The sequence below is a fragment of the Nocardia sp. NPDC059229 genome (assembly GCF_042754165.1).
Taxonomy (GTDB): Bacteria; Actinomycetota; Actinomycetes; order Mycobacteriales; family Mycobacteriaceae; genus Nocardia.
This window is the reverse complement of record NZ_JBHZAK010000011.1, coordinates 1-16962: the sequence shown is the minus strand read 5'-3', so window position 1 is coordinate 16962 and position 16962 is coordinate 1. Positions and strand designations below refer to the sequence as shown.

The 16962-nt window shown below is 64.1% G+C and carries 19 protein-coding genes; 12 read left to right on the top strand and 7 right to left on the bottom strand.

Annotated elements, in window-relative coordinates:
- Positions 1-118: 118 nt before the first annotated feature.
- On the bottom strand, positions 119-1027 hold the full coding sequence (locus ACFXHE_RS24195; protein WP_379386470.1) for a class I SAM-dependent methyltransferase: 909 nt from the start codon (positions 1025-1027) through the stop codon (positions 119-121).
- Positions 1028-1212: 185 nt separating this feature from the next.
- Positions 1213-1563 carry a VOC family protein gene (locus tag ACFXHE_RS24190; RefSeq protein WP_379386468.1) on the bottom strand — a complete coding sequence of 117 codons (351 nt, stop codon included), beginning with the start codon at positions 1561-1563 and terminating at the stop codon, positions 1213-1215.
- Positions 1564-1639: 76 nt separating this feature from the next.
- Here ACFXHE_RS24190 and ACFXHE_RS24185 point away from each other — a divergent pair, with 76 nt between their 5' ends.
- From ACFXHE_RS24185 to ACFXHE_RS24175, 3 genes are all read left to right on the top strand, one after another.
- The gene (locus ACFXHE_RS24185; protein WP_379386466.1) at positions 1640-2200 is read left to right on the top strand and encodes a TetR/AcrR family transcriptional regulator; all 561 of its coding nucleotides are present in this window, start codon (positions 1640-1642) and stop codon (positions 2198-2200) included.
- Between the two features lie 220 nt (positions 2201-2420).
- Positions 2421-2828, top strand: a complete 408-nt coding sequence (locus ACFXHE_RS24180) for an SgcJ/EcaC family oxidoreductase (protein ID WP_379386464.1) — start codon at positions 2421-2423, stop codon at positions 2826-2828.
- 326 nt (positions 2829-3154) lie between these two features.
- On the top strand, positions 3155-4564 hold the full coding sequence (locus ACFXHE_RS24175; RefSeq protein WP_379386462.1) for an FAD-binding protein: 1410 nt from the start codon (positions 3155-3157) through the stop codon (positions 4562-4564).
- 384 nt (positions 4565-4948) lie between these two features.
- Here the strand turns inward: ACFXHE_RS24175 and ACFXHE_RS24170 are convergent, their stop codons facing one another.
- Positions 4949-5635 (bottom strand): TetR/AcrR family transcriptional regulator, encoded by a 687-nt coding sequence (locus ACFXHE_RS24170; protein WP_379386460.1) that lies wholly within the window; start codon positions 5633-5635, stop codon positions 4949-4951.
- Between the two features lie 35 nt (positions 5636-5670).
- Here ACFXHE_RS24170 and ACFXHE_RS24165 point away from each other — a divergent pair, with 35 nt between their 5' ends.
- The 3 genes from ACFXHE_RS24165 to ACFXHE_RS24155 all read left to right on the top strand — a co-directional run bounded on the left by ACFXHE_RS24165 (position 5671) and on the right by ACFXHE_RS24155 (position 8636).
- Complete coding sequence (locus ACFXHE_RS24165; RefSeq protein ID WP_379386458.1) at positions 5671-7044, top strand: FAD-dependent monooxygenase; 1374 nt, start codon at positions 5671-5673, stop codon at positions 7042-7044.
- A 207-nt stretch (positions 7045-7251) separates the two neighbouring features.
- Positions 7252-7938 (top strand): sensor domain-containing protein, encoded by a 687-nt coding sequence (locus tag ACFXHE_RS24160; protein WP_379386456.1) that lies wholly within the window; start codon positions 7252-7254, stop codon positions 7936-7938.
- A 416-nt stretch (positions 7939-8354) separates the two neighbouring features.
- On the top strand, positions 8355-8636 hold the full coding sequence (locus ACFXHE_RS24155; protein ID WP_379386454.1) for a hypothetical protein: 282 nt from the start codon (positions 8355-8357) through the stop codon (positions 8634-8636).
- A 370-nt stretch (positions 8637-9006) separates the two neighbouring features.
- Here the strand turns inward: ACFXHE_RS24155 and ACFXHE_RS24150 are convergent, their stop codons facing one another.
- Positions 9007-9180, bottom strand: coding sequence for a hypothetical protein (locus ACFXHE_RS24150; protein ID WP_379386452.1), 174 nt, complete (start codon positions 9178-9180; stop codon positions 9007-9009).
- A gap of 293 nt (positions 9181-9473) precedes the next feature.
- Here ACFXHE_RS24150 and ACFXHE_RS24145 point away from each other — a divergent pair, with 293 nt between their 5' ends.
- On the top strand, positions 9474-10340 hold the full coding sequence (locus tag ACFXHE_RS24145) for a tyrosine-type recombinase/integrase (protein ID WP_379386450.1): 867 nt from the start codon (positions 9474-9476) through the stop codon (positions 10338-10340).
- A 228-nt stretch (positions 10341-10568) separates the two neighbouring features.
- Here the strand turns inward: ACFXHE_RS24145 and ACFXHE_RS24140 are convergent, their stop codons facing one another.
- Positions 10569-10790 carry a hypothetical protein gene (locus tag ACFXHE_RS24140; RefSeq protein ID WP_379386449.1) on the bottom strand — a complete coding sequence of 74 codons (222 nt, stop codon included), beginning with the start codon at positions 10788-10790 and terminating at the stop codon, positions 10569-10571.
- 638 nt (positions 10791-11428) lie between these two features.
- Between ACFXHE_RS24140 and ACFXHE_RS24135 the strand changes: the two genes are divergently transcribed.
- Positions 11429-11755, top strand: coding sequence for a ricin-type beta-trefoil lectin domain protein (locus ACFXHE_RS24135; RefSeq protein WP_379386447.1), 327 nt, complete (start codon positions 11429-11431; stop codon positions 11753-11755).
- Between the two features lie 312 nt (positions 11756-12067).
- Here ACFXHE_RS24135 and ACFXHE_RS24130 read toward each other — a convergent pair whose 3' ends face one another.
- Complete coding sequence (locus ACFXHE_RS24130; protein ID WP_379386445.1) at positions 12068-12562, bottom strand: hypothetical protein; 495 nt, start codon at positions 12560-12562, stop codon at positions 12068-12070.
- A 309-nt stretch (positions 12563-12871) separates the two neighbouring features.
- Between ACFXHE_RS24130 and ACFXHE_RS24125 the strand changes: the two genes are divergently transcribed.
- From ACFXHE_RS24125 to ACFXHE_RS24110, 4 genes are all read left to right on the top strand, one after another.
- Positions 12872-13261, top strand: coding sequence for a hypothetical protein (locus ACFXHE_RS24125; protein ID WP_379386443.1), 390 nt, complete (start codon positions 12872-12874; stop codon positions 13259-13261).
- Between the two features lie 33 nt (positions 13262-13294).
- The gene (locus tag ACFXHE_RS24120) at positions 13295-13819 is read left to right on the top strand and encodes a DUF4265 domain-containing protein (protein WP_379386441.1); all 525 of its coding nucleotides are present in this window, start codon (positions 13295-13297) and stop codon (positions 13817-13819) included.
- A gap of 312 nt (positions 13820-14131) precedes the next feature.
- Positions 14132-15328 (top strand): hypothetical protein, encoded by a 1197-nt coding sequence (locus ACFXHE_RS24115; protein ID WP_379386439.1) that lies wholly within the window; start codon positions 14132-14134, stop codon positions 15326-15328.
- Between the two features lie 77 nt (positions 15329-15405).
- Positions 15406-16569, top strand: coding sequence for an IS30 family transposase (locus ACFXHE_RS24110; RefSeq protein ID WP_379386437.1), 1164 nt, complete (start codon positions 15406-15408; stop codon positions 16567-16569).
- A 150-nt stretch (positions 16570-16719) separates the two neighbouring features.
- On the opposite strand, the gene ACFXHE_RS24105 is transcribed toward ACFXHE_RS24110, so the two are convergent.
- On the bottom strand, positions 16720-16962 hold a 243-nt coding region (locus ACFXHE_RS24105), incomplete at its 5' end, for a transposase (RefSeq protein ID WP_379386435.1).

Below are 16962 nucleotides of genomic sequence, written 5' to 3'. Positions count from 1 at the left end.
CAACCAGAGACTAGTAACTAATCTTGTCCAGTTTGTCGAGTTCCTTGTCGGAGAACGACAGTCCCACGCCGACGAGGATCTCGCGCAGGGGTCGTCGACGACGTGGCCGGTCAAGCGGCTACCTCCTGACGCCTCTGACGTAGAGCATGTCGCCCATGCGCATGTCGTCGTCTTTCAGTGCTGGAAGGTTGTTGGCGGCGAGCAGGTCTCGGACGCTGATTTCGTTCAGCGTCCAGCCGCAGTCGGTCAGGTAGGGAGCGGCTTCGTTGCGTTCACCGAAATATCGCAGCCGCGCCATGTCTGGATCGAAACCGTGCAGACGCCAGCGATCGGAGAGGCCGTTCAGGCGCTGCTGCGTCCTGTCCTCTTGGCCTGGTTGCGGGTTGGGCCGGCTTTCGGTGGCTATCCGGCTTTTCGGCGCGCTGAGTTCGGTGATGGTGTCGAGCAGGCGGTCCTGCGCCTCGGGCGGCAGATAGCTCAGCAGGCCTTCGGCGCTCCATGCGGTCGGCCGGGCCGGATCGAATCCGGCGGTGCGCAGTACGGTGGGCAAATCGTCGCGCAGATCAACAGCGGCCACTCGACGGTCAGCGGTGGGCGCAGCACCCAAATCGGCCAGTGTGCGGGTCTTGAATTCGACGACCCGCGGCTGGTCGACCTCATACACCACGGTTCCGGGCGACCAGGGCAGCCGGTACGCGCGCGAGTCCAGCCCCGACGCCAGGATGACGGCCTGCGTGATGCCCGCGTTCGTCGCCTCACGGAAGAACTCGTCGTAGAACTTGGTACGGACCTTGGCCAGGTCGATCCAAACCTGTTCGACCAAGCCGTCGGGGGCCAACTCGCCGGTTGCCAGCCGGGTGGCAAGCTCGATACCGACCGCCTTCACGAGCGGTTCGGCGAACGGGTCGTCGATGAGCCTCCGATCTGTGCGGGTTGCTATCGCCCGGGCCGCCGCGGCCATGGTGGCGGTCGCACCGACACTGGATGCCAGATCCCAGCTGTCTCCGTCGTACCTGGTCGAAGTCAAGTGCTGCCCCATCCTTCTCTGAACTCAGATTGTATTCGGCAAGTGGCATAACGCTTTTCAAGGCTGAGGTAGATTTGCTCGACTGGCTGTCAGGAGTGCCCCGTGGTAGCCGAGTCGTTCGGCATATCGAGCATGGTCGGTGCACGCAGCCGATAGCCGCAGCGAGCAGCACAGGCGCACGGCGGCTACTGGTCTGCGGCCTGCCACAGTGCCAACGTCGCGCCGCCGGGCTCGTCGATCACAACCACCGAGCCAGGCGGCAGATCGATGCGGGGCTTGACGATTCGCCCGCCGAGCGCGACCGCCTGCTGCGCCGCAGCCTCCACGTCGGGCACCGGCACGTACGGAATCCATTGCGGGCGACGCGAATCGTCGGCGGCGAGCGGGGTGAACCCACCCCAAACGCCATCACTGGTCCCGAACACCGGGCCGGCGGCGGATTCTGTGATCAGCCAGCCGAACAGCTCGGAGTAGAAGCGGCGCGAGGCGTCGAGGTCGGTGGTGCGGACGTCATGGAAAACGAAAACTTGGGACATGCGTCCTGACTTTAGGTCGAGTGTCCCAACTTGGCAACGGGATGGGTAGATTGGTGACGTGACAGCGACGAGACCAGTGATCGAGGCCAACCGGCGCGGCAAGCGCGAGCAGATCATCGACGCGGCCAAACAGGTTCTCGCGCGTGATGGTTTGGCCGCGTGTACAGCGCGCTCGGTGGCGGAGGCGAGCCCGCTCACCAAGAGCGCGGTGCACTACTACTTCGACGACATCCACGAGCTCGTGGACCTTGCCATGCGCGACCACGTGACCGCGATGGTGACGGTTCTGCGTCAGGCCGCCGACGCCGAAAGCGATCCAGGCCAGAAGTTGTGGGCGGTGGTCGACGCCTACCTGAGGACGTTCGCCGAGCAGCCCAACGCCGCTTTCCTGTGGTTCGAGTACTGGATCGACACCGGCCGCCGGAAATCCGCCGACGCCGTCGGGGCAACCCTCGACGACATGCACACGCTACTGAGCGACATCACCGCCCAGCTCCCCGTCGAGGATCCCACCGCAACGGCGCGCATGCTGATGTCCTGGCTATTGGGCACCGTTGTGCAACAACAAGTACAGCCGCATAAACCAACCGCCATACGCCAAGAGCTGAACTCGATCCTCCGAAGCGCGACCGCATAGATCGACCGTGAGCGATCAGCGCGACATCGCCGCATGCCGCGCTGACCGAACCGGCCAGCGCGGCAACTCGGAAGATCAACGGGCCGTGGGCATCCCGGGCGCCTAACAAACTGTCGGCAGTGCACGCTATTGCCGATTATGTATCGCTGCAGCGGCGTAACCGAACCGACCGATCTTGGCCATTTGACCTCGAGTGGGGTTGGGGTTCGAAGATAGCGGCATGACAACCACAGACCTCGATCAGACCGAAGATGTTGCCGCCATTCACGCCGTCGTGGCCGCGGTGGCCAAGGCGCAGCGCGCCGAGGACGCCGACGCCTTCCTCGCCCTGTTCCACCGCGACGCCATCTGGACCACCGGCGGCGGCAAGTTCCTCAACGGGCTCAACGAGATCTCCGAGTTCACCCGCGCCGTACTGCCCGGCGCGACCAAGGATGGCTACGCCACCTACGAGCCCTTCTTCATTCGCTTCATCCGACCGGACGTGGCTGCGGTCAAGGTCCGCCAGCAGTACTTCAACCACGCCGATGAACTTCAGTCCCAGGGCTCGCCGCTGTACGGCATGACCAAGGAGGACGGCCGCTGGCTGCTCACCTTCTGCCAGAACACCCCGGTCGCCGACCACTAACCGACCTGTCCGTCTGATGCGCGCTGCCGGTCCCACACTGGTTAGACAAGATCGTCAAAACGCACTGTCTATGCCGCATACCGCGCTGACCGAACCGGCCAGCGCCGGGCATCGGAGATCAAACTGGCCGTGCCGATCCGAGGCCGGCGGAACGTCCGCTACTGCCGATTACACGATGGTCTGTGGGCCACAGAATCTGAGTCGATTCTCAGTTGTGGCAGTCGACGAAGGAGATCAGCTACTGGCGTGGCTCAGGCCATCTGGCCAACGGGCAGGTGAAGCCGGTTGGTATCGAGGATCGGTAATCAGCCGCTACGGTGGCGGACGTGCATTTCACAAAAGGGGGATCGGTGATCGATCAACGTCCGCTGGCTGGCTGGAGCCGCACGGCACCGACTGTCGCGCAGGTGCTTTCTACTCCGGACATCGACTCGGTGGCGAAGGCAGTCCGTGAGGCGGGACCGCGTGGTGTCATCGCCCGAGGGTTGGGGCGCAGCTACGGGGACCCGGCGCAGAACGGTGGTGGTCTCGTTGTCGACATGACCGCGTTCGACCGCATCCACACGATTGATCCGGATAGCTGTGTCGTCGATGTCGATGCCGGCGTCAGCTTGGACATGTTGATGCGGGCCGCTCTGCCTCGCGGCCTGTGGGTTCCGGTACTGCCGGGCACGCGGCAGGTCACCATCGGTGGCGCGATCGCTTCGGATATTCATGGCAAGAACCACCACTCCCAGGGCAGTTTCGGCAACCACGTGCTGTCGATGGACCTGCTGACCGCCGACGGCTCGGTACACACGATCGAACCTGATGGCGTCGACACAGACCTCTTCTGGGCAACCGTGGGCGGGATGGGCCTTACCGGCATCATTGTGCGTGCCCGAATCCAGATGAAGCACACCGAAACCGCGTACTTCTTCGTCGACAGCGACCGCACCAATAATCTCGACGAAACGATGGAGCTCCTGACCGGCGGCTCCGACGACGGCTACGAGTATTCGGTGGCGGTGCCCGACACGATCAGCACCGGCGCGAAACTCGGTCGTGCGGGGTTCAGCCGCGGCAACCTGGCCACCGTCGATCAGCTACCAGCCAAACTGCGCAAGAATCCGCTGCATTTCAATGCGCCGCAGCTGTTTACCGTTCCTGATGTCTTTCCCAATGGCATGGTCAACAACCTGACTACCCGGATCGGCGGCGAGGTCACTCACCGGACGTTCGCGAAGCAGGGCCGGGGCCTGATCCAGAACATCACGCAGTTCCTTCATCCCCTGGACCTGCTCGGGGAGTGGAACCGCGGCTACGGTCGACGCGGGTTTCTGCAGTATCAGTTCTCGATGCCCTACGGCGCCGAAGACCAACTGGCCGAGGCAGTGCGCGCCCTCGCTCACTCGGGCCATCGGTCCTTCCTCAACGTCTTCAAGCGCATGGGGCCGAGCAGTCGGGCCCCACTGTCGTGGCCGCACCCGGGGTTCATGCTGAGCCTCGATTTCCCGTTGAAGGCAGGGCTGAGCGAGTTCTGCGCCGATCTCGATCGTCGAGTGCTCGACGCCGGTGGCCGCCTCTACTTCGCCAAGGAGTCACGCACTACGCCGGAGATGATTCGAGCGATGTATCCGCGTCTGGAGGAATGGCGGCGGATGCGTGACGCCGCCGATCCGGAACGGGTGTTTGTCTCGGATCTCGCCCGACGGCTCCGGTTGGTCGATGACGAACTGGTTCGCGCCGGTCACTGACAAACCGATCAGCACAACCGCATAGGCAGTCCCTACGCGCCGCTACGCGGTCGGGCGCCCGATTTCGCCGAGTTGGGCCGCCCGGCCGCGTTTCTATCTGGCAAGTGATTAAAGGAATCTCGCGAATCTGGCGAGATCACCTGACTATCGGCGACCGGCACAGTAACGCTCTACGATCACGTCGGGCACGAGCTGATCAGCCAACGTTCTGTTCTGCCGCATACCGCGCTGACCGAACCGGCCAGCGCGGGTGCGTGGAAGATCAACGGGCAGGGGGCATCTGACCCCGCCGACCGGATGTCGTCAGTGCACGGTAATGCCGAATGCAGTGTGCCGTATAGGTGGTTCCCCGTTCGGGCGGGATCGGCCTCGGTGCATTCGTGATCACTTTGCCGTCTGCTGCGAGTCCGCGATCCCGGTGAGGATGCGGCGCAAGCCGTAGGAGAACTGTTCGGCCGGGCTCGGGTCGGCGGATTTGGTCATGCGCGAAACCCGGGGATATGCGCCGCTTTCGATGATCTTGCGCATGTAGGGGGCGACGGCGGCGCGCCACTGGTCCTCGGTTTGACCGGTGCGCCGCTGGGTCTCTTTCTCGGCGAGTTCGCGTATAACCGCGCCGCGCACGTAGTCCCTGATGAGCCCGACGGCCGAGGCCGCGTCGGCGATGTCGGAGGTCAGCGGGGCGGCTGCGCTGAGGGCGTGTTCCAGGCCGCGCAGCCAGTTGGGGCCGAGCGATGGTCGGGTGGCCAGCAGGGGGGCTAGCCAGGGGTGTCGTAGCCACAGGTCGCGTTCGTGGTGGGCGTACGCCTCGAGGTCGGCGCGCCAGTCTCCCGTCAGCGGCACGTGGTCGTCGTGTACCGCATCGGCCATGAGGTCGAGCAGGTCGTCGCGGCTGTCCACGTAGCGGTAGAGCGAGGTCGTGCCGGTCGACAGCTCGGCGGCGACGCGGCGCATCGACAGCGCATCGAGCCCCTCGGCGTCGGCGATGGCGACGGACGCGTCCACGATGCGCTCCACGCTCAGGGCCTGCCTTTTCGACCGGTACGGCTCACGGTCCCAGATCAGCGACATGGACAGGAGTCTACAGAAATGGATACAGTGTGCCCATGAACGGGAACACTGTACCCGCGGATGTTCTGATCGTCGGCGGCGGATCCGTCGGGCTGATGCTCGCGGTGCTGTTGCGCCACCACGGCGTCAAACCCCTCGTCGTCGAGGAGAAGCCGCAGCTGTCGCCCCATCCCCGGGCCACTGGCATCGGGTCGCGGTCGGTGGAGATCCTGCGCGAGGTCGGCCTGGATCACGCGGTCAACGAGGCTGCGGTCGACTTGCGGGCGGGGAAGATCAGAGGGCGCACGCTCGCCGAGGCCGACTTCACCGAAAGCGCTGAGTGGAAGGCGAAAACCGCGGCCGAGTTCACCTACACACCGGCCCGGATCCGCGGCACCTGCGCGCAGAACCGGCTCGACCGGGTACTGATCACCAGGGCGGGTGAGGTGGAGTTCGGCGTGGCGCTCGACTCGTTCGAGCAGGATTCCGGCGGCGTCACGGCGACCCTGTCCGACGGGCGTGTCGTGCGGGCGCGCTATCTGGTGGCCGCCGACGGTGTGCGCAGCCGGGTTCGGGAGATCCTCGGCATCGCCGTCACCGGTCCCGGTGTGATCGGTCAGGAGACGACGAGTGTCCTGTTCGGTGCGGAACTGCGGCCGCGAAAGCCGTTCGCAATGTGCAATATCGAGCATCCGGACGCGACCGGCCTGCTGGTGACCGTCGACGGCGTACGCGAGTGGGTGTTCCTCACCCGCGCCGACACCGAACCGACTCCCGACCTGCTCCGCACCGCGCTCGGCGACCCGTCGATCGAGGTGCGGATCCGCAGCGTGCTGAGGTTCCGGGGACGCGGCCAGGTGGCCGATCGGCTCTCCGTCGGGCGGGTCTTCCTGGTGGGCGACGCAGCGCACGCGATTCCCCCACTGGGCGCGTTCGGGTTGAACGCCGGCATCGCAGACGCGCACAATCTGGCGTGGAAGCTCGCGCACGTAATGCGCGGTGAGGCCGGACCCGAGCTGCTGGACACCTATCACGCGGAACGCCATCCGGTGGCGCTCATGACGATGGAGCAGGCGCGCCTGCGGTTCAACGATCCGTCCCTGCACTGGGGCAAGGACATGGCGGCGGCGCGCAAGGCAGCGGGGGCGATCAACGCGCCGGTGGTGCATCTCGGCTACCGGTACGGCGGCGCGGAACTCCCCTCCACCGAGGACGTCGCCCTCGACCTCGACGGGTCGCCGGGATCTCGCTTGCCGCACATGTGGGTGGCCGACGGGGTGTCCACGCTGGATCTCGTCGGATCGCAGTGGTGTGTACTCACGGCCGATCCCGATGTGGAGGCCGATGTTCCGGTGCACGTCGTGGATGGCTGGCCGTACGGGACGGTGTTGGTTCGCCCTGACGGTTTCGTGAGCCGGTCGTACCGCTAGCCCGCCCTTGTGCTATCGCAGCCCACGCGGTTCGAACCAGCCGCGGCAGTGGCTCGAAGATCAACGTCGCCAGCAAACGCACTCAATTGCCGCTGGTCGCGCGGTCTCGCAGCGAATACTGGCAATTGCCGTCCCTCCCTGGGGGTAGCCCGATCCCCTACCAGGGTTGGATGGGGTCTCGCTGGGTGTGGTCCTAGCGTTGTCTGCGTGACGATCATCCGGCGCTTGGGCCTCGACTTCGCGTACACATTCTTGGGATTGCCCCTTGCATTGGTCAGTTTCAGCCTCCTTGTGTCCCTTTTCGCGGCGAGCATCGGCACAGCGGTGATCTTCATCGGGATTCCGCTGCTCGCGCTGACGCTGCTGCTCGCGCGCGGTTTCGCCGACATCGAGCGCGTACGCCTTCGGCAGTTGACAGGCAGGGCAGCACCACGGCCTCGTTACGCCGAGGCACCGGAGGGGGCGGGGTGGTTCCGTCGGATCACCGCACCGATCGGGCAGGGGCAGAGCTGGCTGGATCTGTTATATACCGTCGTCAACCTACCGATCGCGATCATCACGTTCGTGCTGCCGATCGTGTGGTGGGCAATGACGCTGGGTGGATTGACGTACTGGTTCTGGGGCAGGTTCATTCCCTATGGCGACAGCCACGACATCGTCATCGAGACGATCATGGGCGCGGACACCGCCCACAACCGGACGGTCTTCAACACAATCGTCGGTGTCGTAGCGCTGCTCACTGTGTACACCGTCCAGCGGGGCAGCGCCGCCCTGCAGGCCGCCTTCGCGCAGACCCTGCTCATCCGGCTCGCCGTCATTCAGGGACGCATTCAGGATCCGACCACCAGCCGGGCGTCGGCCGTCTCCGCGGAGTCGACCGCGCTGCGCTCGTAGGCGGTGGTCGTGCCCCGCAGAGCAGTGACACGGCCAGACATCAACTCAGCGCAATCGGGCAGCCCAGTCGTGCGACAAGGCGAAGGTCTTCGAACGCACCATATGCCGCATACCGCGCTGACCGAACCGGCCAGCGCGGGGTGCCGGCGGCCGGAACCTGGTGCGGTGCAGAACGTCCGCTATTGCCGATTCCGTCGTTAGTGGATTGTCAGGCCCATTCTCAGCCGAGGCGGCCCTTGGTGCTGTGACACTGTGGTGCTGCCGTGTGTGCCGGACCCGTCTCGCGGGGCCGAGCTATCGGGGTGGGCTATGTTCTGGCCGGTCAGTCGGTAACCGTCGAGGGGCCTCGGGGCGATAAGGAGGGGAGGCCGGGGCGTCGCCATCGCAAATAGGTTGTGTCCCATACGATCACCGCCATGGCATTCCGTCGCAACGCTGACCTTCGGCACTATCCGGACTACGCGGACAACAGGAAGGTGCACAGTGTCGCGACACCGGCGTGCTCGGTCATCTCTATCGTGCTGTCAACCCTGTCGGTCGTCATCGGCCCGGTTCTGGTCCTTCCCGCATTCATGTTCAGCGGCATCGGCCACTGGAGACATGAGCGCGCTGCCGGCTATGCCCTGTTCTTCTCAATCCTGTCGATGCTGCTCATCCCGTTCTCTCACGCGATCACTGGCATGTTCGTCGCCCCCTGACCCACCCGACAATCCGCCCCTGCTCACCCTGCCCAGGCGCTCAGGTGGCGTGAGCATGTGCTGACGTTACGAGACGTCGAGATGGTGTGTATGCCAGTGCATTCTCGTGAGACAGCGGTTGCTCGCTAGGAGAGGCGACGACCCACGCGCATCCGGAATTGCCGCATACCGCGCTGACCGAACCGGCCAGCGCGGGGCGCCGGCGGCCGGAACCTGGTGCGGTGCGGAATGTCCGCTCATGCCGAATGCCGTGCGATTCGAAATCGTCTCCCCGGGATCCCTTGATGAATCCCGCCTGGGCCGTCCGCGACTTCGCTGTCGGATTGAAAATCCGACGGCCCGGATTACCTACCGTAGGCAGCCTGACGCATCACTGGCCGTAGAGGCGTATGAAGTCCTGGGTCGGGTCGACGGTGGGCACCGAGTAGCTCGACGAACTCCCGTCGACATGGGTCTCCTCGACGTACTGGGCGGGTTCGACGGGCAGGCGGCGCCACCGGGCGCGTGGATCATCGGCCTGCTCTCGGTGACTGTTCGACGACATGATGTCCCCCTCCATAGTCGTTTCACCACATGCTACCCGGAGTTACACGTGCAGAGCAGCACGCATTGCGGCAAAGGCCAAGCCGGGCTGGAGGTTCGAGGACGTTGCTGTGGGCCAGAGTCACGGCGAGGGCCACCCGCCTACTGTATGCGCCGATGCCTTGCGCAAGGCAATCCAAATGTCCTGTATTGCCGCGTCCCGCGCGTCGGCTCGGGCGGTTCGCGCAGATAGCGGCATCGTGAAGGATGGCTCCCCCACCCGACCTCGATGTCACGTTCGCCGGTGACGACCTCGTGCTCCGGCTGGCCGCCCTGGCTTACCTCGCCCGCTTCTCCGCGGTGTCACGTATCCACACCAAATCCGATCTGCGCCTTTACTTCTACTGGTGTACTGACCAGCAGTTGACCCCTCTCGCGGTCGCGCGGACCGAGGTCGAGCGGTATATGCGGTGGATGCAGGAAGTGCGCCGCTTCAAACCCGCCACCGTCGCCCGCCGCTTAGCCGTGGTCGCAGGGTTTTGCCGCACCTGCGTCATCGACGGCGTCCTGGACCGCTCCCCGGCCGAGTACGTACGCCGACCGCGAGTATCGAACGAGTCACCGACACTGGGGCTTTCACACTTGCAGTTCGAGGCGCTGCTGTGCGCCGCCCGCGACTCGGACAACCCGCCGGACTTCGCGCTGGTCGCCATGCTGGGCTTGCTCGGGTTGAGGATCAGCGAAGCCTGCCGGTGCGACGTCGACGATCTCGGCGAAGAACGCGGCCACCGCGTACTGCGCACCGCCGGCAAGGGAACGAAGATCGCGCTCGTGCTTTTGCCGCCTGCGGTCGGCCGAGCCATAGACCGCGCCGTCGAAACCCGAGTCCGCGGCCCGATCCTGCTCAACCTGCGCGGTCGACGCATGGACCGGCACTGCGCCACCCGCAGGCTGCGACGCCTGGCCAAACGATCGGTGGTACGCCTACCGAAGGTGAACCCGCACATGCTCCGGCATACCTTCGTCACCACCATGCTCGACGCCGGTGTGGATCTGCGCGATGTCCAGATCGCGGCCCGGCACGCCGACCCACGCACCACGATGCGCTACTACCGCGCCCGCACCAACCTCGACCGGCATCCGAACTACATCCTGGCCGCCTACATGGCTTCTGCCACATGACATCTCAACCATCCGCACATGCCGATGACCGAGCGGCTTGCCGCCCGGGAGATCAGCCCAGTTACCGGTCTGCCACTCGATGGATCTGGCGGCGGATATGCTTTTCGGGCGTCCGCCACTGCTGCGGATTGCGTCGGCTGGACGCTTCGGTGACTGGGGCACAGCCGGATTCGCCCACCGGCATGGCCTAGAAAGGTCGCCACGTGAATTCGCGGCAGTGGGGGGGAATCAGCGGGTGGCGTCAGGAACCCACATGTACCCGCTGATCCCGGTGTTGACGCAGATGACAGGTTCACCGGTGTTCACATCCCACGTCGGATGCATCAACTCGCTGTGTGGACACCAGGTGTTCACTACCGGCGTCGCCGTCGCGGACGCCGACCCGGCCGATCCGATGAGCGCCGCCGCAATGACTCCGCCGAGGACGGCTGCGCTCGCGAGTGCCTTCACTGTGTTCTCCCTTCGTCGCCTGACAAGACCACTCTGCGAGGACGGCGTTAACGAAACCTTGGGGTTCGCTTATCGACGGTTCGCACGATGCTCGACAACAGTTGGACGCGACAACTGTTCGAAAACGATCGCCGACCGAACGCACTCGCCTATCGACCTGCTCAGCCCGGACCACCCAATTCACGAGGACAAACCCGGCACTTCGCTAAGGCTGTACGCATGACCGGCCGAACAGGTCACCGACACTGCCGCCCAGCTGAGGGCAACCCGTTCGAGACACCGCAAAGCAGAAGCGTGCCGCAGATCACCTGTGCGCCAAACGAAGTCGGCATAGCTGAGGCTGTGAACGCGAGGCAGGATCATCGGGCCTCTGTGTCACGAAGGTGGCAATCGGTGAATGTCGTTCGCGCACTCCGGTGTTCAATGTCGTACCCGTCGTCACCGATCAATCGCACTGAGAAGCCATGACGCATAGCCACGGCCCACTGACGCTGGACTCGAGGGGCGGAAGGCGTATCGCAGCAGGGCTTTTCGTCAATTCTCGGGCTCGGAGAAACTGCCGAGACGGCGCCGGGTGGCTGTGCTAGCCTCCATCCGGAGTTGCTGCCAGTGGGGCTGCAACTGGAGGGGAAGAGAACGTGCTGAAAGGCATTCGTAGATCTGTCATTCTATTGCTGGCGGCTATTACCGCATTGACTCTAGCGTCGTCTACGGCGTCAGCTGACAGCCTGCAGATCCGTAGTGGTATGAATGGTTTCTGTCTCGATATTCAGGGGGCGAACCCTGATCCGGCACCGGTCGTCACGTACCCGTGCAACGGTCAAGCCAATCAAGCCTGGTACAGGAATGGCGCGGAGATCCGTAGCAATCTGAATGGTTTCTGCCTCGATATTCAGGGGGCGAACCCTGATCCGGCACCGGTCGTCACGTACCCGTGCAACGGTCAAGCCAATCAACGCTGGTAAATCTATTGCGGGCAAAATCCGGAAGGTGCCTGACCTTCTGGTAGATCGCTCCGAACGCACTATTCTGCCGCATACCGCGCTGACCAAACCGGCCAACACGGGGCATCGGAAGATCAACGGGCAGAGTGCCATACGGCCGCAGGCGGTGCGCGCTATGCCGCATGCCGCGCTGACCGAACCGGTCAGCGCATCGCGGTGGAAGATCAACGGGCTGTGCCGATCCGAGGCCGGCCGAACGCACCATCATGCCGAATTGCGGGTGCTGGTTGCAGCAGATTCATGTGTTCGCGCCCGGTTCGAACACGGAAGGCGTCATTCGAGCTTTGGATCTGCCAGCAGCACCACACGGTCAGCGGCGGGGTCGAAACCGAGTACCGGTAAACGGGTGGAGGCGGTGCTGAACTCTGAGCACATGGACACAGGCTTGCCCAACCGCCGGCCGATCGTGCAGAGGAAATCGCACAGAGTGTCCACCCCGACCTGGCCCTGTAACTCGCGAAGGTCGACATCGAAGTCCATCTCGTCGGGAGACCAGGGACGAAAGATCACCTGTACGTCGGGAACAGGCCAGACCCGCAGCATCAAGGTCTCCGCATCGGCGGCGTGCAAAAAGACCTGCGCGGCAGATGGCAGCGGCCGCTTGTCAAAACCCTCGAAGTACTCCCATGCCCACCCCTTCGAGCGAACCAGGTCGAACACCGCCTGCCAATCCTCGACCGATGTGCCCGGCACGTATACGTCCGGCAGCGTACCCATCAGGTCGGGGTCGAAGAAGTTCTTGACCTCGCTCCACTGCAAAACCGTCACCTGTTGCACAACCTTTCGATGCGACTGCGAATTCCGGTCAGGCCCTGACCCTAAAGACATACGAACAGGCACACGACCGAATATCCGCTCATGCCGCATACCGCGCTGACCGAACCGGCCAGCGCGGGGCACCGGAAGATCAAGTGGCCATACCGATCCGAGGCCGACCGAGCACATGCAACTGCCGATCGGTGTGCACCACGCAGACCGTTGTGAGGTAGCAGTCAGTACGAGCGGTACGGCCAGGTGCGGCTATTGTTCGTTCGTTCAACCCGCTCAACCCACTGAGTTCACCCGCCAGGAAGGCCAATGGACCCCCTCGGAGATTCGCTGCTCGCTCGCCTGGTCGGTCTCGAACTTGCCTCGGTGGTGTTCGTCAGGGATTACCTGCAGTTCGACTTCGACGGCCCACGCTTGACCTGCTATGTGTGGCCGACCGTTCACGCCGACGGCATTACTCGGTCGCTAGGAGATGCCGGATATCGGGATACGTTGTGCGCCTTCATCAGCCAGACCGTCGTATCGACCAAGGAAGCTGTTGGCCTCGGACTTGTCGTGCGGTTCGGGATAGGTGCGGTCTCCATCCATCCGGCACTCGAGGAACTGACTGGCCCCGAAATCGCGATGATTTCAGGCTTCCCCGACAGGAGCTGGGACGTATGGCGTCCCGGTGAAGACGTGTTCGCTGACCTGGAATGAAAGCCGGCGCTACGTCCGGCCGAACATCCGGGCATGGTGCATTCTGTGGTGATGATCGACCGGCAGACCGAATCGCATGAGGAAAGGGCGAGCCATGTTCGCGTTCATTTCGACCTCGAGGTGGATGAGGACGGTTGGCCGCCCGTAGGTACCGAATCCATGTGGGCACTCCCTTCGACCGAGCCGGGACTCGTCGAACTCGCCAACACCCCCTGGTTTGTCCGCGGGCTGGCCATCGGTGACATCATTCGGGTCGCTGCCGACAGCGCGGGCCTGCTGCGGATGACGGAGCACGTGTCGTGGTCGGGCAATTGCACGATCCGCATAATCCCTTACCGCTCAGGACCATTGGCAGGTGACCTGCAGCAAGTGATCGATACCTTTGCGTCACTGGGAGCCAACTACGAGGGCCTTCAGCAATACGGGATGGTCGCCGTCAGTATTCCCCCGCATGCCGATCTGTCCGCCGTGAAACGTCTGCTCCGCCAAGGCGAACGAGACGGGTGGTGGGCTTACGACGAGGGATGCATCGGCGACGAATGGGACGAGGCAGGGTAGCCGACCGCCTTCGGCGAATCCACTCGTGGTATCCGCTCATCAGCACCCGAAGCACAGAACGTCTTTCTATGCCACTGGTCGCGCTGACCGAAGCGTCTAACGCAGGGTTCGAAGGATCAACGGACAGAGCACCTTACGCTGATATTGAGGCGGCCGTCCGAGCAATCGAGGTCGCCAAGGCGGGTGTGACGGTCGGTCGTCGACATCGGGTCCGCCTCGACAGTCGGATTCCAGCCGGGCCAGTTGCGAAGGCTGTCAACGCCTGTCACCATCGACTCCCATGATCGAAAGAATCGAGTTTTCCATCGCGCAGTGAGCGCGTTCTCCGACTCGGCTCGGCCCGGTCCCAAAACCACGTTGTACGACCATGCCGTCGCCCTGGCCCGGCAATATCCGGACGTACCACTGCCTGCAGACGGCAAGCCCTACCCGAACGCCGACGAACGGGACGTTTCCCAGCTCAACGACGAAAGATCCGACAGCGACGGCACCCTCACGAGTCAGCTCATCGACAACTACTTCGCCACCCCGACGCAGCATCGCGACATTGCACAGCTGTATCGGACGGTCATCGAGTACAACGTTCCGATCCACCCCAGCCCAGCGATTGTCGAGGCGATCGGACGCGCGGACCCGGACCAGGTTCGCCAGCTCGGTCGGCATCTAGCCCGCACCAGCACCGACCCGGAGCCGACAGTGCTCGGCATAGCGATACTCGCCGAAGTCGGTACCGCAGAAGACGTTCCGTTGATCCAGACGATCGGTCTGCTGTCCAACACCTTCGGTCCACTGTCCGCCAAGGCCCTTGCCCGGCTACCCGATGCCACGACCAACCTCATCTGGCTCGCCGACCGTGCTGCTGGCTGGGGCCGCGTGTATCTCGTCGGAGCAATCTGCAGGCTCGGAGATCCCGCCGCCGAGCCGTGGCTACTCCGCAAGCCCTGCGACGGCGACTACCTCAACGGCTACTTCGCCCACAAAGTGGCCGCAGCCGCACCGTTCCATGAAGCGATAGCACAGCCGGACGCCGACGAGGACCTCGTCGACCACACCGGGACTCTTCTGTCCACCCTGGTGTGGAGTCAGGGCATGAGCGGCACCATTCTTCACTACGACCACTCCGAACAGGTCCTGTCCGACTACCTCTCACACGTAACCCGGCTCGCGCCGAACCTGTCTCGCTATGGCTTGTTGTGGACACTCGCTCGCTTTCTGGACGGTCACGCCGACTTCTCTCCACCGGACTGGGCGACATTGGAGTCGCTGCGAACTGGGTACTGGTTGGTTACTCCTGACTGCACCGCCGTGGCGCTCCGTACTGACCGCAGCAACAAACAGCGGACGCGAACGGACACGCGAATGGGCGTTATACGTTCAGCGCGAGCTAGATCGAAGTGCCGCCGACAGTGGCGGAAGAGTGTGATCGACCACAACCAGATCCACTGCCCACCAATCCTGGTCAGAGTGCTGATACCCCAAGGCCGATCGTCGAACCCACTGCCTCACTGAACATCCGCTACTGCCTGTGGTCTCAATGGGTTAGCGCAACACTGGGTTTGGCCTGTTGGAACGGGATGTGATGCGCGATGGCCTCGACAAGACCGTTGTCGGAGAAGAGAACACCGTTGACCGAAGCCCAAGTCGAGGAGGTGTGGCGGCGGTGGAGATCTGGGCAGGCGATCAAGGTCCTTGCCCGGGAGATGCGTCGGCATCCCTCGACGGTGCGCGAACTACTCAAACGCTGCGGCGGAGTCCGGCCCGCCCCGCGCCACCGAAGCGAGCGTCGTCTGAGTCTGGCTGAACGAGAAGAGATCTCACGCGGATTGGCCGCCGGTGACTCGTTGCGCGCGATAGCCCAGGGTTTGGGCCGGACGCCGTCCACGATCTCCCGCGAAGTCGCCGGTCATGGCGGTCGCTTCGCTTACCGGGCGCTGCCCGCGGACCGAGCGGCCTGGGCGCGGGCAGCGCGACCGAAACCGACCAAGCTGTCCCAGGATCCGCGACTGGCGCAGGTGGTGACCGAGAAACTCACCCAACGCTGGTCACCGCAGCAGATCGCGGGCTGGCTGGCCCGAAACCCACAGTCCAGCATGGGTTGTGTGTCGCACGAGACGATCTACCGGACACTGTTCGTCCAGGCCCGCGGCGAACTGCGCCACGAACTGACCCGCTACCTGCGTACTCACCGCGCCATGCGCCGGCCCCGCACCGCGCGCCAGCCCGACGGCCGCGGTCAACGCCGCGGCGTTTTGAACATCTCCCAACGACCTGCCGAAGCCGATGACCGGGCTGTTCCTGGTCATTGGGAGGGCGATCTGCTGTTCGGCAGGGGTATGTCACCGGTCGCAACGCTGGTCGAGCGGTCGAGCCGGTTCGTGATGCTGGTGGCGCTGCCCGACGGGCACCGCGCCGAGCTGGTCGCACCGGCCTTGGCGGCGAAGATCGTCACCTTGCCGGTCGCGTTGCGGCGCACCCTGACCTGGGATCAAGGCCACGAGATGGCCGAACATGCCGCGTTCACCGTTGCTACTGGTGTCCCGGTCTTTTTCTGCGATCCGAAGAGTCCGTGGCAGCGCGGCAGCAACGAGAACACGAACGGTCTTCTCCGCCAATACCTTCCCCGTCACCTGGATTTGCGCACCTACAGCCAAGCCGATCTGGATGCGATCGCTGACGAACTCAACGGACGCCCTCGACAAACCCTCGGATTCCGCACACCATCACAAGCACTCGATGAAGTGTTGCGATGACCGCCTGAGGCCGCACGCATACCGCACTGACCGAACCGGCCAGCACCGGGCGGCCGGCGGCCGGAACCTGGTGCGGTGAAGAACGTCCGCTACAGCCGAATGTGGGATGTCTGCTCATCCTTGACTGGGCCCCGGTTGCAGGTCCACCGGTTATGCGAGTTGGATTTGTTGCTCGAACTCGGTCGGTGACCATTGCTGACGGAATGCGTTGGGGCTGAGGAAACCCAGCGATCCGTGTGGCCGGTAACTGTTGTACTCGATGCGCCAGTCCTCGGTAAGGACCTGCACCTCGGTCAGCGAATGAAACACCTCGCAGGACAGGAATTCGTCGCGGAAACGGCCGTTGAACGATTCGCAGATCCCGTTCTGCCAGGGCGATCCCGGGTCGATGAA

Coding starts and splice junctions, on each gene's coding strand:
- ACFXHE_RS24190 (WP_379386468.1), bottom strand. CDS start 1,563: ATGTCCCAAGTTTTCGTTTTCCATGACGTCCGCACCACCGACCTCGAC.
- ACFXHE_RS24180 (WP_379386464.1), top strand. CDS start 2,421: ATGACAACCACAGACCTCGATCAGACCGAAGATGTTGCCGCCATTCAC.
- ACFXHE_RS24170 (WP_379386460.1), bottom strand. CDS start 5,635: ATGTCGCTGATCTGGGACCGTGAGCCGTACCGGTCGAAAAGGCAGGCC.
- ACFXHE_RS24165 (WP_379386458.1), top strand. CDS start 5,671: ATGAACGGGAACACTGTACCCGCGGATGTTCTGATCGTCGGCGGCGGA.
- ACFXHE_RS24155 (WP_379386454.1), top strand. CDS start 8,355: ATGGCATTCCGTCGCAACGCTGACCTTCGGCACTATCCGGACTACGCG.
- ACFXHE_RS24150 (WP_379386452.1), bottom strand. CDS start 9,180: ATGTCGTCGAACAGTCACCGAGAGCAGGCCGATGATCCACGCGCCCGG.
- ACFXHE_RS24125 (WP_379386443.1), top strand. CDS start 12,872: ATGGACCCCCTCGGAGATTCGCTGCTCGCTCGCCTGGTCGGTCTCGAA.
- ACFXHE_RS24120 (WP_379386441.1), top strand. CDS start 13,295: ATGGTGCATTCTGTGGTGATGATCGACCGGCAGACCGAATCGCATGAG.
- ACFXHE_RS24110 (WP_379386437.1), top strand. CDS start 15,406: ATGGCCTCGACAAGACCGTTGTCGGAGAAGAGAACACCGTTGACCGAA.